Raw genomic sequence first — 22,986 nt, 5'->3', positions numbered from 1 at the left:
GGAAAAATATGTACAAGCTTTTTGCTGCCCTCCTTTGCGTCCCCTTGTTGGCCGCTTGCACCAAAGAACCGCCGAAATGCTCGGATCCTGCGACGCTTACACTCGTCAAGCAAATCCTGCTCGACAAACTTGGTGTGAATGAGGCCGACAGGGAAAAGATTGGAGTGGAATTGCTCTATGCCATCCTGAGCCTGGAAAATCCTCGCTCCTCGGCATATGACGAGAAAATCCAGAAGCTGAGTTGCGAGGCCACGCTCATCGTGAAAAGCAATGATGAAGCAGGGAACACTTATCAGCTTCCGCTCGATTTCGAGTCCCAGCTCGACGACAAGGGAGACCATATCGTCGCCGTAAAGGGCGTGATGATTGGCGATCTGCGCCAGGTCGATCAGTATGTTGGGGCAGCAATCGTCAATGCGAGGAAGAAGTCCGGCGTCGCGGAATCCGCTGCCACGATACCCGAGCCGGCGGGCGCCGAGCCAGCATCTACTGGAGGCACTGCGCCGGAACAGTCCGCCGAAACCTCCACCGACGTGCCGGATACCGTCGAAAAGTCAGGCGTATGCAAGGGCCTCGACGTGGCAATCAACGTCGAGCAATCAGAATGCTTGAGCCGAAAGTTCACCATCGCCGACAAAACACTGAATGACGAATACAAACGTGTGATGGCAGCATTGCCCGCAGAGCGGCAAGACGAGTTAAGGGGCAGTCAACGCGCCTGGATCAAGGAAAAGGACCAGAAATGCGCGGAGGCCGGTGATGAATTCGAAGGCGGCACACTACAGCCTATCGTCATTGCCGACTGCGAAGTCCGGATGACGGATGAGCGGAGCAAGTTCCTGGCAAACTACCAGTAAAAAGCCGCCATGGCGCGGCGGACGTCATCAAGAAAAAACCACGTCACGGCTGCGTGACGGGGTTTTTCGATTGTGCCGGCGCTCTTGAGCGCCTGGCGTCAGACGTTAAACAGCAAGATCATCTTTAACACTTTGATTTTACTCCGCCGCGCTTCGAAGTGCCGGAAAACGTACTCGAGTTTGTACTCATCTGAGAGCCCGCTGAGCTGAGTACATCGTCTTTTGATGCGGGATAAGACTTCACCGCACTGGAGTATGAAATCCAGAGACAGGATGCCTTGTCCGGTTGGCCAAGTCTAGTGCGCCGTGTAGGGGCAGCGCCACAGCGACGTGGCCGGTACGGGCTTATCTGAATCGCCCCGGGTTTTGTAGAGGCTCCATTGTTTGAGAGAATGGAGCTATGAAAAAGCAACCCAAGTATTCCCCTGAAGTCATCGAGCGCGCCGTGCGCATGGTCAGCGAAGCCGGCAGCCAGTACGAGTCGCAGTGGGCCGCAATCACGTCGATCGCTGCCAAGATTGGCTGCACACCGGAGACACTGCGCCGTTGGGTACGCCAGCAGGAGCGTGATACCGGCCAGCGTCCCGGACCCACTACCGCCGAAGATGAGCGCGTCAAGGCGCTCGAGCGAGAAGTGCGCGAGCTACGCAAGGCAAATGAGATCCTGCGCTTGGCGAGTGCGTTTTTCGCCCAGGCGGAGCTCGGCCGCCACTTCAAGCCGTGAGGGCTTTCATCGACCGGTACCGCCATGCCTACGGTGTCGAGCCGATCTGCAAGGTGATGCAGGTCGCGCCGTCGGGCTACTGGCGCCACGCTGCGCAGCAACGCAACCCGTCACTGCGCTGTGCCCGTGTCCAGCGCGACGACGTGCTGAGCGTCGACATCGAGCGTGTCTGGCAGGCGAACCTGCAAGTCTACGGGGCCGACAAGGTTTGGCGCCAACTGCGGCGTGAAGGAACTGACGTGGCCCGCTGCACCGTGGAGCGCCTGATGCGCAAGGCCGGGCTGCGTGGAGTCATGCAAGGGAAGGTCGTGCGTACGACTGTGGCCGATGCGAAGGCGCCATGCCCGCTCGACCGCGTCAACCGCCAGTTCAAGGCGCAGCGACCGAACCAGCTGTGGGTCTCGGACTTCACGTACGTCTCGACTTGGCAGGGTTTTGTCTACGTCGCCTTCGTCATCGACGTCTTCGCCCGGCGAATCGTCGGCTGGCGAGTCAGCAGTTCGATGCGGACCGACTTCGTGCTCGACGCACTGGAACAGGCGCTGTATGCGCGTCAGCCGGAACGAAACGAGCTCGTGCACCATAGCGACAGGGGCTCGCAATACGTGTCGATAAAGTACAGCGAGCGTCTGGCGGAAGCCGGCATTGAGCCGTCTGTGGGCAGCAAGGGTGACAGTTACGACAATGCCCTGGCTGAGACGATCAACGGGCTCTACAAGGCTGAGCTGATCCACCGCCGCGCTCCCTGGAAAACGCGCGAGGCCGTCGAACTGGCCACGCTCGAATGGGTGTCCTGGTTCAATCACCACCGCCTACTCGCACCGCTCGGCTATATACCGCCAGCCGAAGCTGAGGCAAACTATTACAAGCAACTGAGCAGTCAAGCCATTCCGGCCTGACTCACACTAACCGGCCTCCACGAAAGCCGGGGCGATTCAGCCATCATCTCGACCAGGTCTCGGTACGACAGCTTATAACGCAGGTACCAGCGCACGCAAAGGATGATGATCTCTTGTTCGAAGTGTCGGCCCTTGAACAGGTCGCTCGTGCTCGCGTGACTACGCATGTTAGGCAAAGGCCGTCATTCTAGCTGAGCTGCAGGTTTGCACCAGAGCCCGTTTCTCTAGGCAGTTGCTCCGCAGACAACGTATGGCATACATTGAAGCATTGGACGGCCGAGTTCGGCCAAGAGCGGACACAACGTTGAATGTAGCTGCGTCTGAACTAGCCTAAAAACTGGGATTAGCTGCGGTACTCTGCGGTCAAGCGGATGAGCTGACGCGCCTCGTCGACCATTCGGTCAGCCTCGCGCTCGACGTGTTCGAGAGCGACACGGGACGGATCACGGGCTGGCGCGAGGATCTCAGTGCGCGGCGGGACGAGATTCGAGAATGTCGGGTAGCATGATTTCGAGCCACTCAACCAGACCCTGCACCTTTTCCGCAGCTTCCAGTCCGATCGGCGTTAGCGTGTACTCGACATGGGGCGGCACGGTCTTGAAGTCCTTGCGGTCGACCATGCCGTCTGCCTCCAGCCATTGCAGGGTTTGCGCTAGCATGCGTTCGCTGACGCCGCCGATGCAACGCCGCAGGTCGCTGAAGCGCTGCTTACCAGGCATCAGGGCGATCAGCACGAGCACGCCCCAGCGGCTGGTCAGATGCTTCAGGATTTCGCGCGACGGGCAGGCGGCGGCCATCACGTTGCCGCGCATGAGGCGCTCGGAGAACGTGCCGTGTTCAGGTTCGGGGGAAAAATCAGACATGGTTATCTCTAACTAACATTTGTGTGCGTACTTCCTAAAGAGAAGTATAGTTCATATAATCGGGCCTCGTCCACATCGAACCCTTGATGGAGTAAACCATGACTATTGCAGTAAGTGGCGCAACCGGCCAACTGGGCCGCCTCGTGATCGGCAAACTCAAACAGAAGGTCGCGACTGACAACATCGTCGGTCTCGTCCGTAACACCGAAAAAGCCAGGGATCTGGACGTCGCCGTCCGCGTGGCCGACTACACCCAGCCGGCCACGCTCGAGGCCGCCCTCGCCGGTATCGATACGCTGCTGCTCATCTCGGGCAACGAAATCGGCCAGCGTGCGACCCAGCACGCCAACGTGATTAATGCTGCAAAGAAAGCCGGCGTCAAGCGCATCGTGTACACGAGCCTGCTGCGCGCCGACCGCTCGCCGCTGAACCTGGCACCGGAGCACGTCCAGACCGAAGCCGACCTGAAGGCATCAGGCCTGCAGTACACCATCCTGCGCAATGGCTGGTACACGGAAAACTACACGGGTTCTATTACCCCGGCCCTGGCCAATGGCGCGTTCTACGGCAGCGCCGGCGACGGAAAGATCGCTTCCGCCGCACGTGCCGACTATGCCGAAGCGGCTGTCGTGGCCTTGACGAACGAAGCGCACAGCGGCATCACCTACGAGCTGGCCGGCGACAATGCCTACACGCTGGCGGAACTCGCCGCCGAGATCTCCAGCCAGACCGGCAAGGACATCCCCTATGTGAACATTCCGGAAGCCGACTACGCGGCCGCGCTCAAGGGCGCGGGTCTGCCGGAGGGCTTCGCCGCGGCCATCGCATCGTGGGACGTAGGCGCCTCGCAAGGCGCATTGTTCGACGATGGCCGCCAGCTGTCCAAGTTGATCGGCCGTCCGACCACATCGCTGGCCGACAGCGTCAGGCAAGCGCTCGCCTGAGCGCGTTCGATCCGGCCGTCCCGGCGGCTGGATTACCCAAGCTTCATTGAGGGCTGTCTGGCAAATCGCTCAAGTGGGACAAGCCTGAGGCGGGGTGTCAAATCGACAGACGCCGCCACGGAAACTCCCCGAATCAGCGTAATCATCCGTCCGTCTGCCTCAGGCGTATGCACGACCTTGATTAACCATTGGATGGGCTTTGTTGCGTAAATCAGGCTCGGCCAGGGTATAAGGCGTAGGTCTGTTAGCCTGAGCAGGATGAAACCAGCTCCACAGAAGTACCGCACGACCAACTGGAAGACATACAACGAAGCCCTCAAGGCCCGCGGCTCGCTGCTCATCTGGCTTGATCCAGTGATGAAGTGGCACGGCAGGCCAAGTGGCAAGCGCGGCCGTAGCCAGACGTTCAGCGACGAGGCGATCCAGTTCTGCCTGAGCATCAAGTGCCTGTTCAATTTACCACTACGCCAGGCCATGGGGATGACGCAAAGCCTGCTGCACCTGGCTGGGCTCGACTGGTCGGCGCCGGACTACAGCACGGTGAGCCGTCGGCAAAAGACGCTGCAGGTTGCCATTGGCGCCGTGCCGACCACGACAGGCTTGCATCTGCTGGTGGACAGCACGGGTATCAAGATGCTGGGCGAAGGCGAATGGAAGACGAAGAAGCATGGTGCAGAGTACCGCCGTCAGTGGCGCAAGGTGCATCTCGGGATCGATGCGTCCACGCTCGAGATCCGGCCATGGAGGTGACGGACAACAGTGTCGGCGACGCACCTGTCCTGCCAGCGCTGCTGGGCCAGATTCCTGCTGACGAGAAGATTGCCAGCGTCAGTGGGGATGGCGCCTACGACACGAAGGACTGTCATGAAGCCATCGCGTTGCGTGCCGCGCACGCCATCATCCCGACCCGTGAGAACGCCAAGCCTTGGAAGGCAAACCGCTGTGGCGCCGATACACGTAATGACATCCTGCGGACGACAAAAAGGCTGGGACGGGCAATATGGAAGAGATGGAGCGGCTACCACCGGCGCAGCCTTGTTGAAACCAAGATGCGCTGCTTCAAGCTGCTGGGCGAACGGGTGATGGCGCGCGACTTTGACCGTCAGGTTGCCGAGTTACAAGTGCGGGCTGCCGTTCTAAATCGCTTCACTCAGCTGGGTACTCCGATTACGGTCCCAGTGTTATAAAACGAACTACAAATGGCGTTAGCTCGGCCTTCGCTCGATTTACGCAACAAAGCCGGCCCAGGCGTAAATCTTTGCAGCGTTCAACAGTGCGTCTTTGTGAAGAATTTCGTTATATTCTTTCTCCTCCTAACGTCGCTGCTCGCGATGAATTTACCCTCGTTCTGAAAGGAAAATCATGAAGGCACTCGTTTATAATGGCCCGTGCGACGTCCAGGTCAAAGACATGCCGGACGCCAAGATTGAAAAGCCGACTGACGTCTTGGTCCGTATCACGACAACCAACATCTGCGGGTCCGACCTACACATGTACGAAGGCCGTACCAACATGGAAACGGGCCGTATCTTGGGCCACGAAAACATGGGTGAAGTCATCGAGGTCGGCAACGCCGTCGAGCGCGTTAAGGTCGGGGACGTTGTCTGTCTGCCGTTCAACATCGGCTGCGGCTTTTGCGAAAATTGCGAACGGGGCTTGTCCGGCTTTTGCCTGACGGCAAATCCAGGCACAGCGGGTGCTGCCTACGGTTTTGCCGGCATGGGCCCGTACAGCGGCGGCCAAGCCGAACTGCTACGGGTGCCGTTTGGCGATTACAACTGCTTGGTGCTGCCGGAAGACGCCAAGGAAAAGGAAAATGACTACGTGATGTTGTCGGACATTTTCCCGACCGGCTACCACGCCACCGAACTGGCTGGCCTCAAGCCGGGCGAATCGGTCGTGATCTACGGCGCCGGCCCGGTCGGCCTAATGGCGACCATGTCTGCGTTCATTAAAGGCGCAAGCGAAGTTTTCGTCGTGGACACGCACAAGGACCGCTTGGCACTGGCCGAAAAGCTGGGCGCGGTGGCGATCGACGACACCGAAGGCGCCGGCGTCGAGAAGATCTTGAACCTTACCAACGGCAAGGGCGCCGACTGCGGCTGCGAATGCGTTGGTTACCAGTGTTGCGACAAGCACGGTAAGGAAGTGCCAAATCTGACAATGAATAACTTGGTACAGACGGTCAAGGCCACTGGCGGCATCGGCGTGGTTGGTGTATTCCTCCCGCAGGATCCGAAGGGTCCAGACGCGCTGGAAAAGGAAGGCAAGATTGCCTTCGATTTCGGCAATTTTTGGTTCAAGGGTCAGAAGATTGGCACCGGCCAAGCCAACGTCAAGCATTACAACCGTTACTTGGCAAAATTAATTCATAAAGGTAAAGCGGCGCCCTCGCAGATCATTTCACACGAGCTTGCATTGGAGGATGCACCGACTGGCTATCGGAATTTTGATAAACGTGCCGAAGGGTGGACCAAAGTCGTGCTGAAACCTAATAAATAAAGAAAATATTATTTATTGGCGCATGCTAAAAGACGATTCACAAAATTAAAGCAGGCGATAGGTTTTACAATAAATGGTTAGTTCGCGCAATTTTCTTTCATTTCGGGAAGTTAAGGAAAGAAGATTGCGCGGAAGCACTTTGCTACTTTCTAAATCGTCTCAAAGCTCGACTTTTTCCAATGATCCCGCGTAGCAGACGACTTCAATAAGTCAATCTAACAAGGCACGCGGTATTTTTACCATATCAGGTCAGTTACCCGACCCGCTGTAAATTCCATCACTCCATAGCTTTCAATGAATCCGTGAAGGATTCCACCGCCAGGGCGGAAGAAATATCGATCCGGAGACGCCCGCGCACGATGTCGCCCGGCGCGCCGAACATGGTCACCGCTTCATCGACCCCGCCCAGAATCCCTGCGACCCTGACCAGAAACGCCTCACCCTCCGCGGTGAGGCTCACCTTGCGCGTCGTGCGCTGGAACAGACGCACGCCGAGCGATGCTTCCAATTGATTAATGGCCAGCGTCACTTGGGGGCGGCCCATCTGCAGCGCTTCAGCGACCTTCGTAAAACTCTGGAGTTCAGCAAGCCTGGAAAACAGGCGCATCGATTGAAGCAGCTCCATCGACACATCTTTCTTGGTAGTGGGTACGGCCTGGCCGCGTGCGGCCAGGCGCCGGCAAAAGCCGATTATAGAGTCCGAATTGTTATCGTCGAATACAACAATCAGCTCGGCGATTCAGGAAAGCGGCAAGGCTTCGCTTTCATCTTCGACGATCTCAGCTTGGCCGGAAGCTGCTCTGTTGCGTTCTACCTTATCGAGCAGTACGAAATTGGCTTCGGCCCAATCGTAAAGTGCCAGCAAAGGCTCGACGAACTTCTGTCCAAGCTCCGTCAGCGAATATTCGACTGCGGGTGGAACCACCTGGTGCACCTTCCTCGACAACAGCTGGTCGGCTTCGAGCTCGCGCAAGGTCTGGGTGAGCATCTTCTTCGAAATTCCCGGCATGCTGCGCTGTAACTGGCCAGTCCGTAGCGGACCGAAACTAAGGACGTAGATCACCATGGACGTCCATTTGGGCGTCAATAGCATGTGGATACGCCGCGGTGGACAGGTTTCACTGATGACCAGTGGATCGGGGGGATGACGAACGGTGGAAGCCATGGTTACCTATAGGTGCCTATGATCCTAAAAAGTGCCTAATTTACAGGCGGGACCTTATGGATCAATATTACCCCACATTCAGTTTGCCCCCAAGGGCCACATTCACAAGGAACCAATACATGACTACCCAAGCCACCATGCGCGCACTCGTCCTGAACGACTACGCCGACGGCAAATTCATCGATACCCAGGCGACCCGGCCAGCACCGAAAGCGGGCGAAGTGCTGGTACAGATCGCTGCCAGCGGCGTCAATCCGATCGACTACAAGATCCGCACCGGTGCAGCGCCGTATGCCATGCCCGAACTGCCTGCGATTCTCGGCACCGATCTGGCGGGCACGGTCGTCGAGGTCGGTGAGGACGTGAGCGACTTCAAGCTCGGCGACGAGGTGTACGGATTGGCTGGCGGCGTGCGTGGCATTCCGGGAACGCTCGCCGAATATGCGGCCGTCGACGCTCGCCTGTTGGCACCGAAGCCAAAGAACCTTAGTATGCGCGAAGCGGCTGCGTTGCCGCTGGTGTTTCTGACCGCTTGGGAAGGTCTGGTCGACCGTGCCGGCGTACATGCTGGCCAGCGCGTGCTGATCCAGGGCGGCGCGGGTGGTGTTGGTCACGTGGCAGTGCAGATCGCCCGTGCGCTCGGCGCCGACGTGTATGCGACTGCCTCGGCGGCTAAGCACGCCGTCATCAAAGGCTACGGCGCTACGCCCATCGATTATCGCGACGCCAAGGTCGTGGACTACGTCGCGAAGTATGCAAATGGCGTTGGCTTCGACGTGGTCTATGACACCGTCGGCGGACAGACGCTGGACGACTCACTTGTTGCGGCCAGGCCTTATGGACACGTTCTCAGCTGCTACGCTTTCGCGGAGCACAATCTGGCGCCAGGCTCTCTGCGCTGCGTGACATTGTCCGGTATCTTCGTGCTGCTCCCCATGTTGAGCGGTGAAGGACGAGCCCACCATGGCGACATCCTGCGCGAGGCGACCCGCCTGGCGGAGCAGGGCAAACTGAAACCCTTGGTCGACGAACGGCGCTACACTTTGGCCGACGCGCATGCCGCGCATGACGCTCAGGAGGCCGGCAAGGCCCTTGGCAAGATCGTGATCGACGTCGCTTCCTGAAGGATGGGTATGACCATGTCGCAGGTGGTTCGATTTCATGAACTTGGCGGCCCGGGTGTATTGCGGTTGGAGCAGCGCAGTGTCCCTGAGGCCGCAGATGGCGAAGTACTCATCGAGGTGCAGGCGATCGGCTTGAATCGGGCGGACAAGATGTTCCGCATGGGCCAGTATCTCGAGAAGGCGCAACTGCCATCCATGCTGGGCTTCGAGGCGGTTGGCATGATCGCTGCACTTGGCCCGTCGGTGCAAGGATTCGCGGTCGGCGACATGGTCGGCGTCCTGCCCGGGTTCGAGCTCGGCAGATATGGCACCTATGCCGAGCATGCGTTGATTCCCGCTACCCACCTTGTCCCGCAACCGGCCGGCTTGTCCGCGGTGGAGGGAGCTGGCCTGTGGATGGCCTATCTGACCGCATACGGCGGTCTCGTGGAGGCCGGAGGACTTGGCAAAGGAGACTGGATTGCCATCACCGCTGCATCAAGCAGCGTAGGCTTGGCTGCGATACAGGTTGCACGCCAGGTGGGTGCGCGGCCCATCGCGGTGACACTGACCAGCACAAAGCGCGATGCACTGTTGGCTGCTGGAGCCGAAGCCGTCATCAGCACGTCAGACGAGCCGTTGGAGAGCCGCCTGCGCGAACTGGCGCCGTACGGGATCCAGTGCGCGTTCGACGCGGTCGGCGGTCCGCAAGTGAACCAGCTCGCAGGGGCCATGGCCAAGCGCGGAACGATTGTCGTGCACGGCGCACTCAGTCCCGATGCGACGCCGTTTCCGCTGAAGCTGGCTTTGAAGCGCAGTCTTTCTGTGCGTGGTTTCGTGTACACGGAAGTGACCGAGGATGCAGCAGCGCTGCAGCGCGTCCGGACTTTTATCTCGGCAGCAATTGAAGCCGGTATCCTCCGGCCGCTCGTGGACAGGGTCTTCTCGCTGAGTGACGTCGTGGCAGCGCACGAATACCTCGAATCGAACCAGCAGTTCGGCAAGATCGTGATGACAGTTTGAGAGCGCTGCAACGTATTTGCTCAGCGTGGAAGCGCGGCAAGACTTCGCCCCGTCCGACAGCATTACTGGACGGGGCGATCGCTGTTGATGATCAAGTTCGACGGAAACGCCGGCAGGACGAATTCGGCAAGCTCCTGCAGCACCTCGGTAGCCGGCCGGCGCGATGCTTTCAGGTTGAAGGCGACATGGTTCACGCCCAGCTGCTGCAAGCCGCCGAGGTAGTCGATCAGCCTGTTGCGCCCGACCCGCAGGCCGGAATGGATGCGCATCAAGGGGTGATTTGCGTCGTCAGCCAGGTCGAAGAACAGGCCTTGGGCAAACGGCTTGAAGATGCCCGACTGCGTCTCCCGCTGCACAACGTCGCGCCATGTCGACACGATCGGTGCCAGGTGTTCGGGATTGACGAAGTAGTAAAGCCAGCCATCCGCATGCCGCGCAATCCACTCCAGATCCTGGCGGCTGCGTCCAGTGACGATGGCCGGAATTCGTCCGTGGGGCGGCTTTGGGAGCAAGTCCAGACTCCCATCCAACCTGCCAAAACGTTCGGAGTCGTGCACGGCGAATGCTTCCTGCAAACTGGCCCGGAACATCCCGAACGCATCGCGGAATCGCTCGCCGCGCGTCTCGAAATCGCCTTCTATGCCAAATGCGGGGTCTGGACCGTTGTCACAACGGATCGCATTCGGTGTGCCGCGCATTCGATAATTCGGTCCAGCGACCTGATGACGCGTTCGGATGGCAGCGAGAAGTCGACCTCGATACCCAAGCCTTCGCGGTTGAAGTCATCGATGACGTTGAACAGGCGGATGCTGCGTCCGTCGGCAAGCTGGTCATGCATGAAGTCCATGGACCAGCTCTGGTTGATCGCGGTCGGCACGGCCAGGGGCAGCGGCTTCTCGCGCACCAGGCGGTGGCGCGGCTTGATCCGGAGGTTCAGCTCGAGCTCACGGTAAATGCGGTAGACCCTTTTGTGGTTCCATTTAAAATTTTTGACGTTGCGCAGGTACAGAAAGCACAGCCCAAAACCCCAGTTGCGCTGGTTGTTCGTCAATCGCACCAGCCAATCAGCGATGACGCTGTTTTCCGCGTCCAGCTTGGCCTTGTATCGGTAGCAGGTCTGGCTGATGCCAAACGCCCGGCACGCCAGGTTAATCGTGGCTGACCGCTGTGTCACGGCCCACTGCGCCATCTCTCGCCGCAGAGATGGCGCTACCACTTTTTTGTCAACGCCTCCGCGACAATCTCGGCCTTTAGGCGCTCCTCGGCATACATCTTCTTCAGGCGCCGATTCTCGTCCTCGAGTTCCTTCATGCGTGCCATCAGCGACGCATCCATACCGCCGTACTTGGCGCGCCACTTGTAGAACGTGGCGTTGCTGATGCCGTGCTCGCGGCACAGTTCCGGGATAGGGCTGCCGGCTTCGGCTTGCTTGAGGATGGCGATGATCTGGCTGTCGGTAAAGCGGAACGTCTTCATGTAGAGCTTTCTGTAAGTAGAAAATTCTACTTCTAAACGCGCTTTTTTGTGGGGGGATTACCGTGGATGCGCACGCGCGTGTAATCGATGACGTCGCGGAACAGCAGCGATGCCATGGCGATTTCGCCTGCGGTAAGGGGGCGCCAGCGCTGCGCATGCAGGCGGCAAACAGGTACGGCATCCATCGGTTCTTTTGCAAACTTAAGAGGCTTGGCAAGCTTAACTTAGATTGCTCGGATACCGTTTTGAACAGCTCCTTCGAGAGCGTGACCGCGTCAAAGACGCCTTTCATCAAAAGTGTTGCGGCCTACCACTATCGACCCGTAAGCAGGCCTTGTCGATTCCATGAAGCGGTCGTTCAACGCCCGCGCCAAGCTACGACTCGCTGGCGCCGCCAGTGAGCCGTCGACTTGAGCGACTTGTCGGGCTTGCTCAGCCCGGCAGCTTTGCCGCAAGAACGTCAACCTTTTCGATTGACGGCGGCTGGGCGAATAACTCACCCGCTTTTTCCATGAGCGCGGCCGCGACTTCGCCGGAAAGATGAGCTTGCCGCCCAGCCTCATCTGGAAACGCGTCAAAGATGCCAAAGGTTGACGGCCCCAGGCGGATGCCGAACCAAGCTGTAGTAGCTGGCTCTGCCTGAACGAGGGGAAGACCACTTAACAGAAAGCTTTCTACGTCTTTCTCCTTACCTGGCTTGGCTTCAAGACGAACGAACAACGCGAGTTTGACCATGACATATCTCCTGTTATTAAACAGACATCAATTCACGCATTTTCCAGCGAGCCGAATGCAATGATGACCGAACCGCCACCACTTGCGGCGAAGCGGCTTTCTTCACGTGCCCGAAAGCAGTTCGCTAGCGAAGGACCGATACCGATTGAATGCGCAGCCAATACCGGATGGTAAAAGCGTTTCAATATAGTATATGGCGATGTTGCTCACAGGGCAAGCAAGAAATATTGGTAGAGACAGCAGCAGTTCGTTGCGGTTGCTTGCAGTTGGATCGCAGATGTGCAGACGGCTTTGTTGAGCAAATCGAGCACAGGCCGAGCTGGCGCTATTTGTAGTCCGTTTTATAACACTGGGACCGTAATCGGAGTACCCAGCTGAGTGAAGCGATTTAGAACGGCAGCCCGCACTTGTAACTCGGCAACCTGACGGTCAAAGTCGCGCGCCATCACCCGTTCGCCCAGCAGCTTGAAGCAGCGCATCTTGGTTTCAACAAGGCTGCGCCGGTGGTAGCCGCTCCATCTCTTCCATATTGCCCGTCCCAGCCTTTTTGTCGTCCGCAGGATGTCATTACGTGTATCGGCGCCACAGCGGTTTGCCTTCCAAGGCTTGGCGTTCTCACGGGTCGGGATGATGGCGTGCGCGGCACGCAACGCGATGGCTTCATGACAGTCCTTCGTGTCGTAGGCGCCATCCCCACTGACGCTGGCAATCTTCTCGTCAGCAGGAATCTGGCCCAGCAGCGCTGGCAGGACAGGTGCGTCGCCGACACTGTTGTCCGTCACCTCCATGGCCGGATCTCGAGCGTGGACGCATCGATCCCGAGATGCACCTTGCGCCACTGGCGGCGGTACTCTGCACCATGCTTCTTCGTCTTCCATTCGCCTTCGCCCAGCATCTTGATACCCGTGCTGTCCACCAGCAGATGCAAGCCTGTCGTGGTCGGCACGGCGCCAATGGCAACCTGCAGCGTCTTTTGCCGACGGCTCACCGTGCTGTAGTCCGGCGCCGACCAGTCGAGCCCAGCCAGGTGCAGCAGGCTTTGCGTCATCCCCATGGCCTGGCGTAGTGGTAAATTGAACAGGCACTTGATGCTCAGGCAGAACTGGATCGCCTCGTCGCTGAACGTCTGGCTACGGCCGCGCTTGCCACTTGGCCTGCCGTGCCACTTCATCACTGGATCAAGCCAGATGAGCAGCGAGCCGCGGGCCTTGAGGGCTTCGTTGTATGTCTTCCAGTTGGTCGTGCGGTACTTCTGTGGAGCTGGTTTCATCCTGCTCAGGCTAACAGACCTACGCCTTATACCCTGGCCGAGCCTGATTTACGCAACAAAGCCAAATCCATGCATAAACGGATTTTCGCCGCATGGCTCTCCCGTCACTGGATCAAGCGATGCACACCAAAGATACGTTGAGAACTCAGTGTGCTTTTCGCAGTGCAGGTCTCCCTCATCCCATGTCAATCCATGTAGCGGCGTGGCGAGATCAGGCTCCGCTACGCCGAAGCGATGAGACAATTCGCTCATCGCCGCCTGATCTCTGGACAGCATCGCCTTCTGTCATAAAAGCGAGCTGCAATATGCTTCGAGGGCCTGAATCAACAGATGAGGGCGCGCGTGCACTTCGCCCACGGCCGCGGCTCGATCGATGTAGGCTGGCATCCCATATACGGTGTCGGCCGGAGTAGATTGTGCGTTCGTCATGTGAATGTTGGCCGGTTCTTTCATCACGCCCTCATAGTTACCATTGATTGAAAGGATCTCGCTTCACGGTAAATACCCGCAGCGGCGCACGATGTACACCGCTGCGGGCCGACCGTTTTGAGCCGACACCATCTAAAGGGTTTGAGTAATGCTCGCCCCTATAGAGGCTTGTGCAAGCTCTTTCCGAATGCCGTCACTTTCGCTACTTCTAAGTAGTCGCGCAATTTTTGCTGTCAAAGCCAAATTGACGATGCAGCAGAGGTTAAACGATGAAGCACCTGAAATTGTCCGAAGACGAGCGGCGTACGCTGCGTGAGATGGGCGTTTTCCACCCACACCCGAGAACGCGGATGCGAGCGCAAGGAGTTTTGCGGTTGAGCCAGGGGTTGACGCTTCAAAGAACGGCGGACGAGTTCGGGGGCACTTGAACAGCGTCGAGCAGTGGCGACAACGCTGGAGCAAGCTCGGCTTGGCGGGGCTGTACGAGGGGCGTCATACCGGGCGCCCCAGGAAATGGACACCCGAGCAGCAGCAAGCTCTTGGCAAGTTGGCCGATTCGGAATCCGGTACCGTGGGGGCACTGCTGCGCCAGATCGAGCAAGGCCAGGACCACGCCTCGATCAGCGAAAGCACGGCTAAACGGTACCTCAAGGAGATGGACTTCACGTACAAGCGCTATCGGTACAGTTTAAAAAAAGCGAGCTCAGGAAGCGTTCGAGCACGCCGGCAAAGTGATCGACGCTCTGGTCAGGCTCGATCAGGAACAGCGGTGCGAGCTGCTGTATTTCGACGAATCAGGCTTCAGCCCGAATCCGCCGGTGCAGTACGGCTGGGGAAAAATCGGCCAGACCCGAGCCGTCGAGCCTCTCGCGCACCGGCAGCGCGTGAACGTGCTTGGGGCTTTGCGTCACGATGGCCAACTGACCTGGATAACTCAGCAGCGACCGACGACACGAGACGATGTCATTGCATTCTTCGAACAGATCGCGGTGCTTCCGCATAACGTTCCGCGAATCGTCTTGATCGATAACGCCGGCATACACAAAGGCGCCATCATGGATAAAAAGCGGCGTCAGTGGGCTAAACATGGGCTGCATCTGTACTATTTGCCGCCCTACAGTCCAGAGCTCAACCGAATCGAGATTTTGTGGAAGCACGCTAAGCATTTCTGGCGCCGCTTCGTTGCCAAGAACGGCGCAGACCTGCTTCACGAAATTCAATCCTTGATGAGCAGCTTCGGGACGAAGTTCACGATAAATTTTGGATGACTACTTAGACAAAGGTGTACGAGCAGATCTTGTTGCCCGCCGGATCACGCAGATAAGCTGCGTAGGCGCCAGGCAGGTGGCCACGCGGGCCAGGCTGCCCCTCGTCGGTGCCGCCTGCGGCAAGGCCGGCGGCGTGGAATGCATCTACCTCGGCGGGAGTTGCAGCAGCAAAGCCGATCGTCACGCCATTGCTGGAGGGCGCTTCACCGTTGCCAGGACGGGCAATGATAAAAGCCGGCTTTTCACGGCCGAAGAGCACCCAACCGTTACCGAATGGACCGAGGTTCTTGATGCCAAGAGCCCCCAGAGTCGCATCGTAAAACGCGGCCGACTTCTGAACGTCGGCGGCGCCGATAAAGACGTGCGAGAAAATGCTGTCACCGGAAATAACTGGAGTAGACATAGTTCTTTTTCTTGATATTTGATGTTAAATGAATAGTTAGTGTTCGTGAATCAATAGTGGATCACCGTGCGAATCGACTTGCCTTCGTGCATCAGATCGAAGGCTTTGTTGATATCCTCGAGACCCATGGTGTGGGTAACGAATGGGGCGAGATCGATCTCACCTTTCATTGCGTCTTCCACCATGCCGGGAAGTTGGGTGCGCCCTTTGACTCCGCCAAAAGCCGAGCCCTTCCAAGTCCGACCAGTGACCAGCTGGAATGGACGGGTCGAGATTTCCTTGCCAGCACCGGCGACGCCGATGACGATTGACTGGCCCCAGCCGCGATGGGCTGCTTCCAGCGCAGAGCGCATTACGTTGACATTACCAATGCACTCGAATGTATGGTCCACGCCCCAGCCGGTCATTTCGATGAGAACCTCGTGGATCGGCTTCTCGAAGTCCTTAGGGTTGAGACATTCGGTCGCGCCAAACTTACGAGCTAACTCGAACTTGGCTGGATTGGTGTCGATGGCAATTATGCGACCCGCCTTGGCTTGGCGCGCACCTTGGATTGCAGCGAGCCCAATGCCGCCAAGACCGAAGACGGCGACCGAGTCGCCCGGTTGCACCTTGGCCGTGTTGTGGACGGCACCGATACCGGTTGTTACCCCACAACCCAGCAGGCAGACGTGCTCCGGATTAGCATCCGGGTTGATCTTGGCCAGTGACACTTCCGCAACAACCGTATATTCGCTGAAAGTCGAACAGCCCATGTAGTGGTAAAGCGGTTGGCCGTTATAAGAAAAGCGAGTCGTGCCATCGGGCATCAGCCCCTTGCCTTGGGTCGCACGAACCGCGACACACAGATTGGTTTTACCGGACTTACAGAACAGACACTCGCCACATTCAGCGGTGTAGAGTGGAATGACATGATCGCCAGGTTTCACACTGGTTACCCCTTCCCCTACCTCCATGACGATACCCGCTCCTTCATGGCCCAAAACGACCGGGAAAAGACCTTCGGGGTCATCGCCCGACAAGGTAAAGGCATCGGTGTGGCATACGCCAGTATTCGTGATCTTGACAAGAACTTCGCCCTTGCGCGGCGGCTCAACGTCAATCTCAACGATTTCCAGCGGCTTTCCAGGCCCGAAGGCAACTGCTGCACGTGATTTCATGATGTGGTTTCTTTCTAATCTAGGTGAATTTGTTCTCATCGAGGGCACTTCATCTCTCTAACGCAGGTACGACCGGACGATAGAGATTGTTTCGTCAATGGACTTGTTCTGCGAATCACTCCTGATCTCGCTATTCGGAAATTCTTCTCGCAGATAGCTTTCCAAGACCGTGGCCATCAAGCCGTTAACCGCTCCGCGGACTGCCGCGAGCTGCTGAAGAATCGCAGGGCAATCAGCACCTGCATCAAGTGCTTGTTCAAGAGTAGCTACCTGTCCTTTGATACGCCTGATACGCGTGAGGGCTTGTTTCTTTTCTTCCGGACTATGTGGCATCGAACACCTCTCTACTAGTTAAGCGTCCCCACTATACCATACTGCCCTATAGTATAAGCAACCGATTTTTTGCTGAAATTTGTGTTTTTTCACCTCGTTAAATTTTAGAAATCCACGTCAGCCGCCTCTCAAATCTGCCACTCAAGAGACACGTTCATGAGGCATTCCATTCACCAACACTACTGATAGGATGCCGACAAGCAACCAGACTACCTGCATCGTGGTCTCCTTGGTTGATCGGCGTTGCTGCAATTGAGGGATCTGAATCGCCACGAGTTTTCTAGACACTCGCGAGCCGCTGGAAATACTGCTTTTCATATTCGACCGGCGACAAGTCATTGCTGAAGCTGTGCCGGCGCTTTGGATTGTAAAACATCTCGATGTAATCGAAGACATCCTGCCTTGCCTGTTCCCGGGTGCCGTAAGTCTTGCGTCGGATTCGTTCCCGTTTTAAGAGCTGGAAAAAGCTCTCGGCGACGGCGTTATCGTGGCAGTTCCCGCGTCGGCTCATGCTTTGCTGCAGATTGTGCTGGTCCAGGAAGTCGCGCCAGTCATAGCTGCTGAACTGACTGCCCTGATCGGAATGCACCATCACTGTATTCTTGGGCTGCCGCCTCCAGACGGCCATCAAGAGCGCATTCATCGCCAGCTCGCGATCGATTCGAGAACTCATCGACCAGCCAACCACCTGGCGCGAAAACAGGTCCAGTACGACAGCCAGATAGAGCCAGCCTTCGTAAGTGCGGATGTACGTAATGTCCGTCACCCAGACCCGATTCGGTTCCTGCACGTCGAACTGGCGCTGTAGATGGTTAGGTGCTACCAGCGAAGGGGCGCCGCCGCGTTTGTATTTCCGTTTGGCGTAGCCTGTTTGCGAACGAATCCCGGCCGACCTCATCAGACGGTGGACGCGATTGATACCGCATTGTTCACCGAGCTCGCGCAAATCGTCGCTGACTTTACGGTAACCGTACACGCTGCCGCTTTCCAGCCACGATTCCTTGATAGGAACCAGAAGGCGCTTGTCTTCCCTGGTGCGCTTACTTTCAGGGTTCAGGCGCCAGGCATAAAAGCCACTCGGATGCACCTCGAGCACTTTGCACAGCCGGCGCACCGGAAATTGGTCCTGCAACTCAACAATTAAGGTGTACCTTACCCGGACGTCTTGGCAAAGTACACCGCGGCCTTTTTCAATATGTCACGCTCCTCCGTGACGCGCTTGAGCTCGGCCTTCAGGCGCCGCATCTCCTCGGACTGGGCATCGACAGCCTTGCGCTCTGCCTCAGGCACGCCGTAACGCTTCGTCCAGGCGTACAGGCTATGGATGCTTACCCCAAGTCGGGCCGCTACTTCGCTTGCTGGGTGACCGCCCTGCGCCACCTGCTTGGCCGCTGCAATCTTGAATTCCTCTGTGTACCGCTTACCGCTCATATCTTCTCCTTGTGCCCGACATTATGGCTCAGGAGTGTCTACGTTAGTCGTGGCGATTCAGTCGCACCGTGTGCAGTGCACCAACGCGACCCGTCCCACAGAGAGCGGCACTGCCACTGAACTCAGATCAGCTTCTGCAAGTTCTTGAGCAATTCCGCAATGTTCCCTTCGTGACGCTTGTAATAGGTCCAAGGTCCGATGCGCTGGGACGTGACCAGCTTGGCCCGCTGCAAGACCGTCAAGTACTGTGAAATTGTTGACTGTGACAGTCCCGCACTCTCCTGGATGATGCTCACGCAGACCCCGACCTTTTCGGGATCGACCTCTTGCTCTGGATAGTGTTTGCGTGGGTCTTTGAGCTTGGCCAAGATCGCCAATCGGGCGGGGTTGTCCAAAGCCTTCAGTGCCTCGTGGATATCAATGCTCATGGCAACCTCAAAACTACTTTTCTCGATATTATAATATCTCAATTACTAATAGCAGTGCACGGATGTAGTGAGAGCCACTACCGCAAAGTTCAGAGTGATGTCAGGCATCAGCAATGCCATCCACCTGTTCGCTGCTCGCTAGTCTCTGTAACCGTTTAGTGCATCACAGAACGTGCGTCAGTCTACCCATAACGAGTTGATCTCTTGCGGCCTCATGGCGCGTGCGCACCAAACCGGGGCGCGATGTAAGAGCCGAGTTCATCCATGACTTCTGCTGCCGGACGGCGACCATACTTGAGATTGAGAATTACATGATCGACGCCAATCGACTCAAGCGACTCCAATAGCGCCAGCAGATGATTTCGCCCCAGCCGGTAGCCCAGATGGATTGGCTCTGGCGGTGCGTCCGGACGCACATCCAGGTCGATGTAAAGCGACTGGAGGAAAGGTTTGTAGGTGTCCCCAGAGTGGGCTTTGACCACCTCTCGCCAGTTTGCCACCATCGTCTTCTGCAACTGCGGTGCCCGTGGATAGGTGATCCACCCGGAACTCTCCCGCGCGATCCACTCCATGGACTGGCGACTGTTGCCCGTCACGAAAAATGGAATCTCGTTCGTAGTCGGCTTCGGAATCAGGTCCGCGCTCTCCAATCGACCGCGACTCCATTGCAGCGGCTCGAAGCTGGTGCGCTGAGCCTTGCGGATTACTTCCAGATGTTCCCGGAAAATATCGCCCCGCTGATCCGGGTCAACATCAAATGCAGGGAACTCCACAGGTCTGTCGCCCGAGGCGACACCCATCAGGAAGCGGCCGCCGCTCAACTGATCCACGCTCGCAGCCGCCTTGGCCGTGTGCAGCGGGCTGCGCAGCGGGATCGCTATCGACGCAGTCCCCAGTGCAATCGTCGACGTATGTGCTGCGATGAAGCCCAGATAGACCCAGGGATCAAAAACCTGGCCCACATCGCCGAAGCTGGGGTCGCGCAACGGTACGTCCCGGAACCAGAGCGCGGAGAAGCCCAGCGCTTCCGCACGACGGGCCAACTCGACCTGGTTGGACATCGTCGGCGTATCGCCCTGGAAGGCCTCGATGGGGAAAAACAGCCCCAGGCTCAGGTGGCCGGCCTTGAAGGTTCGACCGAACCCTTGGTGCTGCTGATAAGGGGTTGTACTTGGCTGATACATTGTCAGGCTCCTCTGGGTCTCAAGGTTTCCATCGCACGCGCGCAGCGCCACTGGCGCGTCCGAAGCTGCGAACGCGGCCAGTACTGCCTTATGGCCGGTAAGAGGGGTAGTCGGTGTATCCCTTGTCAGTGCCGCCATACATCGTCGCTGGATCTACTGCGTTGAGCGGCCAGCCATGGGCGATGCGCTCAGGCAGATCCGGGTTGGCGATGAAGGGACGGCCGAACGCGATCAGATCGCCCCAGCCCGCCTTGACCACGCGCACACCGCGCTCCACGTTGTATTTACCGGCATAAAGGATCTTGCCGCTGAAGTTGCTGCGCACATCATTTCGGAAGGTCTCGGGCAGCTCTGGCGCGTTGTCCCAATCGGCCTCGGCAAGCGAGACATAGGCAATCCCGACCTGTTCGAGAACCTTGATGGCCTCGATATAGGTTTCATGGGGATCTTCCTCCACCAGCCCCAGATAGACGCGGTCTTCTTCGGTGCTGGCGAACAGCGGGGCAAATCGCACCCCGAGCCGTTCCTTGCCGACCACATCAGCAACCGCCTGTACCACCTCGCGCAGGAAGCGCAGACGATTTTGCAGGGGGCCACCGTATTCATCGGTGCGCCGATTGGTGTGCGAGGAAATGAACTGGTTGACGAGGTAGCCGTTAGCGCAGTGGAGTTCGACACCATCGAAGCCCGCATCGAGTGCATTGCGGGCCGCCTGGGCGTAGAGCTGTACCAACTCTTTCACTTCGGCAGTTGTCAGCGCACGCGGCACCGACGGCTCCGTAAGTGCGCCCTGGCCCGGGCCGGTTTCGACGAACACCTTGACGTTGTCGGCAGCGATTGCCGATGGTGCGACGGGTGCCGCACCGCCGGGTTGCAGCGAGTTATGCGAAACCCGCCCCACATGCCAGAGCTGCGCAAAGATGATGCTGCCTTCGGCATGCACCGCTGCCGTGATCTTGCGCCAGCCTTCAACCTGTTCCGGGCTGTGCATACCGGGCGTCCAGGCATACCCCTGGCCACGCGGCTCGATCTGCGTGCCTTCGGTGACCATGAAGCCCGCCCCGGCCCGCTGACGGTAGTAGTCGGCCATCAGGTCGTTCGGAATGTTGCCCGGCTGGGAACTGCGCGAGCGGGTCAACGGCGGGAGCACGATCCGGTTTTTCAGGGTGTAAGGCCCCAGCTGCGTGCTTTCAAACAGTATTTCTCTATTCATTTCAATACTCCTAAATATTTAGAAATCTCGATGTTACTGGGCAAAATTTTGGCGATGAATCGAACTCAAAACACGCCGAACGGTTGACATGGCTATCATAGCCACATATCGGGATATGTCAATATCTAAATTGATAGATGTCATGTGCCGTGCAGCGTGCACAACTGCGCTCGCAGTCTTGCCCCGCTAATCCGATTTCCCATCCGATAAGGAGCTACATATGTTCAACGCCATCCTCATTGATAAAGACGATTCTGAACCGCCCCGAGTTTTGAATCGCCCCGGCTTTCGTGGAGGCCGGTTAGTGTGAGTCAGGCCGGAATGGCTTGACTGCTCAGTTGCTTGTAATAGTTTGCCTCAGCTTCGGCTGGCGGTATATAGCCGAGCGGTGCGAGTAGGCGGTGGTGATTGAACCAGGACACCCATTCGAGCGTGGCCAGTTCGACGGCCTCGCGCGTTTTCCAGGGAGCGCGGCGGTGGATCAGCTCAGCCTTGTAGAGCCCGTTGATCGTCTCAGCCAGGGCATTGTCGTAACTGTCACCCTTGCTGCCCACAGACGGCTCAATGCCGGCTTCCGCCAGACGCTCGCTGTACTTTATCGACACGTATTGCGAGCCCCTGTCGCTATGGTGCACGAGCTCGTTTCGTTCCGGCTGACGCGCATACAGCGCCTGTTCCAGTGCGTCGAGCACGAAGTCGGTCCGCATCGAACTGCTGACTCGCCAGCCGACGATTCGCCGGGCGAAGACGTCGATGACGAAGGCGACGTAGACAAAACCCTGCCAAGTCGAGACGTACGTGAAGTCCGAGACCCACAGCTGGTTCGGTCGCTGCGCCTTGAACTGGCGGTTGACGCGGTCGAGCGGGCATGGCGCCTTCGCATCGGCCACAGTCGTACGCACGACCTTCCCTTGCATGACTCCACGCAGCCCGGCCTTGCGCATCAGGCGCTCCACGGTGCAGCGGGCCACGTCAGTTCCTTCACGCCGCAGTTGGCGCCAAACCTTGTCGGCCCCGTAGACTTGCAGGTTCGCCTGCCAGACACGCTCGATGTCGACGCTCAGCACGTCGTCGCGCTGGACACGGGCACAGCGCAGTGACGGGTTGCGTTGCTGCGCAGCGTGGCGCCAGTAGCCCGACGGCGCGACCTGCATCACCTTGCAGATCGGCTCGACACCGTAGGCATGGCGGTACCGGTCGATGAAAGCCCTCACGGCTTGAAGTGGCGGCCGAGCTCCGCCTGGGCGAAAAACGCACTCGCCAAGCGCAGGATCTCATTTGCCTTGCGTAGCTCGCGCACTTCTCGCTCGAGCGCCTTGACGCGCTCATCTTCGGCGGTAGTGGGTCCGGGACGCTGGCCGGTATCACGCTCCTGCTGGCGTACCCAACGGCGCAGTGTCTCCGGTGTGCAGCCAATCTTGGCAGCGATCGACGTGATTGCGGCCCACTGCGACTCGTACTGGCTGCCGGCTTCGCTGACCATGCGCACGGCGCGCTCGATGACTTCAGGGGAATACTTGGGTTGCTTTTTCATAGCTCCATTCTCTCAAACAATGGAGCCTCTACAAAACCCCGG

Annotated in this window: 21 protein-coding genes, 6 pseudogenes and 2 other annotated features; of the genes and pseudogenes, 9 read left to right on the top strand and 18 right to left on the bottom strand. The window is 58.1% G+C overall.

What is annotated here, in order from left to right:
- Positions 1 to 8 precede the first annotated feature (8 nt).
- Together ACFOPH_RS21085 and ACFOPH_RS21080 are read left to right on the top strand one after the other, a co-directional pair.
- The gene (locus ACFOPH_RS21085; protein ID WP_379737141.1) at positions 9 to 857 is read left to right on the top strand and encodes a lysozyme inhibitor LprI family protein; all 849 of its coding nucleotides are present in this window, start codon (positions 9 to 11) and stop codon (positions 855 to 857) included.
- Positions 858 to 1,257: 400 nt separating this feature from the next.
- Positions 1,258 to 2,480, top strand: a protein-coding gene (locus ACFOPH_RS21080) for an IS3 family transposase (protein WP_379733096.1) whose coding sequence is annotated in 2 segments (ribosomal slippage) — positions 1,258 to 1,546 and positions 1,546 to 2,480 — 1,224 coding nt in all. Because the reading frame shifts where the segments join, the coding sequence is not laid out codon by codon here.
- Positions 1,536 to 1,652: a sequence feature (AL1L pseudoknot), on the top strand. (Overlaps the previous gene by 117 nt.)
- Positions 2,481 to 2,515: 35 nt before the next feature.
- Here ACFOPH_RS21080 and ACFOPH_RS21075 read toward each other — a convergent pair.
- Positions 2,516 to 2,647 (bottom strand): annotated as a pseudogene (locus ACFOPH_RS21075) (IS6 family transposase); the annotation flags it as partial.
- Positions 2,648 to 2,944: 297 nt separating this feature from the next.
- Positions 2,945 to 3,343, bottom strand: coding sequence for a winged helix-turn-helix transcriptional regulator (locus tag ACFOPH_RS21070; protein ID WP_285383209.1), 399 nt, complete (start codon positions 3,341 to 3,343; stop codon positions 2,945 to 2,947).
- Between the two features lie 98 nt (positions 3,344 to 3,441).
- Here ACFOPH_RS21070 and ACFOPH_RS21065 point away from each other — a divergent pair, with 98 nt between their 5' ends.
- The 3 genes and pseudogenes from ACFOPH_RS21065 to ACFOPH_RS21055 all read left to right on the top strand — a co-directional run bounded on the left by ACFOPH_RS21065 (position 3,442) and on the right by ACFOPH_RS21055 (position 6,789).
- Positions 3,442 to 4,287: an SDR family oxidoreductase gene (locus ACFOPH_RS21065; RefSeq protein WP_285383208.1), complete on the top strand. Its 846-nt coding sequence runs from the start codon at positions 3,442 to 3,444 to the stop codon at positions 4,285 to 4,287.
- Positions 4,288 to 4,545: 258 nt separating this feature from the next.
- Positions 4,546 to 5,474 (top strand): annotated as a pseudogene (locus tag ACFOPH_RS21060) (IS5 family transposase).
- 175 nt (positions 5,475 to 5,649) lie between these two features.
- Entirely contained in the window at positions 5,650 to 6,789 is a 1,140-nt protein-coding gene (locus ACFOPH_RS21055; RefSeq protein WP_091877584.1) for a glutathione-independent formaldehyde dehydrogenase, read from the top strand.
- Positions 6,790 to 7,066: 277 nt separating this feature from the next.
- On the opposite strand, the gene ACFOPH_RS21050 is transcribed toward ACFOPH_RS21055, so the two are convergent.
- The gene (locus ACFOPH_RS21050; protein ID WP_051996335.1) at positions 7,067 to 7,414 is read right to left on the bottom strand and encodes a LysR family transcriptional regulator; all 348 of its coding nucleotides are present in this window, start codon (positions 7,412 to 7,414) and stop codon (positions 7,067 to 7,069) included.
- Between the two features lie 114 nt (positions 7,415 to 7,528).
- Entirely contained in the window at positions 7,529 to 7,882 is a 354-nt protein-coding gene (locus ACFOPH_RS21045; RefSeq protein ID WP_379737980.1) for a winged helix-turn-helix transcriptional regulator, read from the bottom strand.
- A gap of 191 nt (positions 7,883 to 8,073) precedes the next feature.
- Here ACFOPH_RS21045 and ACFOPH_RS21040 point away from each other — a divergent pair, with 191 nt between their 5' ends.
- Together ACFOPH_RS21040 and ACFOPH_RS21035 are read left to right on the top strand one after the other, a co-directional pair.
- Complete coding sequence (locus ACFOPH_RS21040; protein WP_152385707.1) at positions 8,074 to 9,078, top strand: zinc-dependent alcohol dehydrogenase family protein; 1,005 nt, start codon at positions 8,074 to 8,076, stop codon at positions 9,076 to 9,078.
- A 9-nt stretch (positions 9,079 to 9,087) separates the two neighbouring features.
- Complete coding sequence (locus ACFOPH_RS21035) at positions 9,088 to 10,080, top strand: zinc-dependent alcohol dehydrogenase family protein (RefSeq protein WP_279976164.1); 993 nt, start codon at positions 9,088 to 9,090, stop codon at positions 10,078 to 10,080.
- 62 nt (positions 10,081 to 10,142) lie between these two features.
- Here ACFOPH_RS21035 and ACFOPH_RS21030 read toward each other — a convergent pair whose 3' ends face one another.
- The 6 genes and pseudogenes from ACFOPH_RS21030 to ACFOPH_RS25530 form a co-directional block, all read right to left on the bottom strand.
- Positions 10,143 to 10,670: a hypothetical protein gene (locus ACFOPH_RS21030; RefSeq protein ID WP_379737978.1), complete on the bottom strand. Its 528-nt coding sequence runs from the start codon at positions 10,668 to 10,670 to the stop codon at positions 10,143 to 10,145.
- Positions 10,671 to 10,733: 63 nt separating this feature from the next.
- A pseudogene (locus tag ACFOPH_RS21025) lies at positions 10,734 to 11,556 on the bottom strand (IS3 family transposase); the annotation flags it as partial.
- A 32-nt stretch (positions 11,557 to 11,588) separates the two neighbouring features.
- On the bottom strand, positions 11,589 to 11,741 hold the full coding sequence (locus ACFOPH_RS21020) for a hypothetical protein (protein WP_184238383.1): 153 nt from the start codon (positions 11,739 to 11,741) through the stop codon (positions 11,589 to 11,591).
- Positions 11,742 to 11,988: 247 nt separating this feature from the next.
- Positions 11,989 to 12,291 (bottom strand): putative quinol monooxygenase, encoded by a 303-nt coding sequence (locus ACFOPH_RS21015; protein WP_066419950.1) that lies wholly within the window; start codon positions 12,289 to 12,291, stop codon positions 11,989 to 11,991.
- Positions 12,292 to 12,632: 341 nt separating this feature from the next.
- Positions 12,633 to 13,561: pseudogene (locus ACFOPH_RS21010) on the bottom strand (IS5 family transposase).
- Positions 13,562 to 13,609: 48 nt separating this feature from the next.
- Positions 13,610 to 13,837 (bottom strand): DUF3422 family protein, encoded by a 228-nt coding sequence (locus ACFOPH_RS25530; protein ID WP_449288635.1) that lies wholly within the window; start codon positions 13,835 to 13,837, stop codon positions 13,610 to 13,612.
- A gap of 577 nt (positions 13,838 to 14,414) precedes the next feature.
- Here ACFOPH_RS25530 and ACFOPH_RS21000 point away from each other — a divergent pair.
- Together ACFOPH_RS21000 and ACFOPH_RS20995 are read left to right on the top strand one after the other, a co-directional pair.
- Positions 14,415 to 14,627: pseudogene (locus ACFOPH_RS21000) on the top strand (helix-turn-helix domain-containing protein); the annotation flags it as partial.
- Between the two features lie 79 nt (positions 14,628 to 14,706).
- Positions 14,707 to 15,258, top strand: a pseudogene (locus ACFOPH_RS20995) (IS630 family transposase); the annotation flags it as partial.
- Between the two features lie 4 nt (positions 15,259 to 15,262).
- Here the strand turns inward: ACFOPH_RS20995 and ACFOPH_RS20990 are convergent.
- The 8 genes from ACFOPH_RS20990 to ACFOPH_RS20955 form a co-directional block, all read right to left on the bottom strand.
- The gene (locus tag ACFOPH_RS20990) at positions 15,263 to 15,661 is read right to left on the bottom strand and encodes a VOC family protein (protein ID WP_091877590.1); all 399 of its coding nucleotides are present in this window, start codon (positions 15,659 to 15,661) and stop codon (positions 15,263 to 15,265) included.
- Positions 15,662 to 15,711: 50 nt separating this feature from the next.
- Positions 15,712 to 16,821 carry an S-(hydroxymethyl)glutathione dehydrogenase/class III alcohol dehydrogenase gene (locus ACFOPH_RS20985; RefSeq protein ID WP_091877588.1) on the bottom strand — a complete coding sequence of 370 codons (1,110 nt, stop codon included), beginning with the start codon at positions 16,819 to 16,821 and terminating at the stop codon, positions 15,712 to 15,714.
- Between the two features lie 57 nt (positions 16,822 to 16,878).
- On the bottom strand, positions 16,879 to 17,154 hold the full coding sequence (frmR, locus tag ACFOPH_RS20980; RefSeq protein ID WP_258848425.1) for a formaldehyde-responsive transcriptional repressor FrmR: 276 nt from the start codon (positions 17,152 to 17,154) through the stop codon (positions 16,879 to 16,881).
- Positions 17,155 to 17,434: 280 nt separating this feature from the next.
- Positions 17,435 to 18,585, bottom strand: a protein-coding gene (locus ACFOPH_RS20975; RefSeq protein ID WP_379737140.1) for an IS3 family transposase whose coding sequence is annotated in 2 segments (ribosomal slippage) — positions 17,435 to 18,345 and positions 18,345 to 18,585 — 1,152 coding nt in all. Because the reading frame shifts where the segments join, the coding sequence is not laid out codon by codon here.
- Positions 18,586 to 18,707: 122 nt separating this feature from the next.
- Entirely contained in the window at positions 18,708 to 19,013 is a 306-nt protein-coding gene (locus ACFOPH_RS20970) for an ArsR/SmtB family transcription factor (protein ID WP_379737139.1), read from the bottom strand.
- A 212-nt stretch (positions 19,014 to 19,225) separates the two neighbouring features.
- Complete coding sequence (locus ACFOPH_RS20965; RefSeq protein WP_152385716.1) at positions 19,226 to 20,197, bottom strand: LLM class oxidoreductase; 972 nt, start codon at positions 20,195 to 20,197, stop codon at positions 19,226 to 19,228.
- An 88-nt stretch (positions 20,198 to 20,285) separates the two neighbouring features.
- Positions 20,286 to 21,410, bottom strand: a complete 1,125-nt coding sequence (locus ACFOPH_RS20960) for an alkene reductase (protein ID WP_184238331.1) — start codon at positions 21,408 to 21,410, stop codon at positions 20,286 to 20,288.
- A 311-nt stretch (positions 21,411 to 21,721) separates the two neighbouring features.
- Positions 21,722 to 22,944, bottom strand: a protein-coding gene (locus ACFOPH_RS20955; protein ID WP_379733096.1) for an IS3 family transposase whose coding sequence is annotated in 2 segments (ribosomal slippage) — positions 21,722 to 22,656 and positions 22,656 to 22,944 — 1,224 coding nt in all. Because the reading frame shifts where the segments join, the coding sequence is not laid out codon by codon here.
- Positions 22,550 to 22,666: a sequence feature (AL1L pseudoknot), on the bottom strand. It overlaps the preceding gene by 117 nt.
- Positions 22,945 to 22,986: the final 42 nt, after the last annotated feature.

It is taken from the genome of Massilia haematophila, from assembly GCF_042647645.1.
Taxonomy (GTDB): Bacteria; Pseudomonadota; Gammaproteobacteria; order Burkholderiales; family Burkholderiaceae_D; genus Telluria; species Telluria haematophila.
The sequence above is the reverse complement of the archived record's forward strand: the minus strand, read 5'-3'. Positions and strand labels throughout refer to the sequence as shown.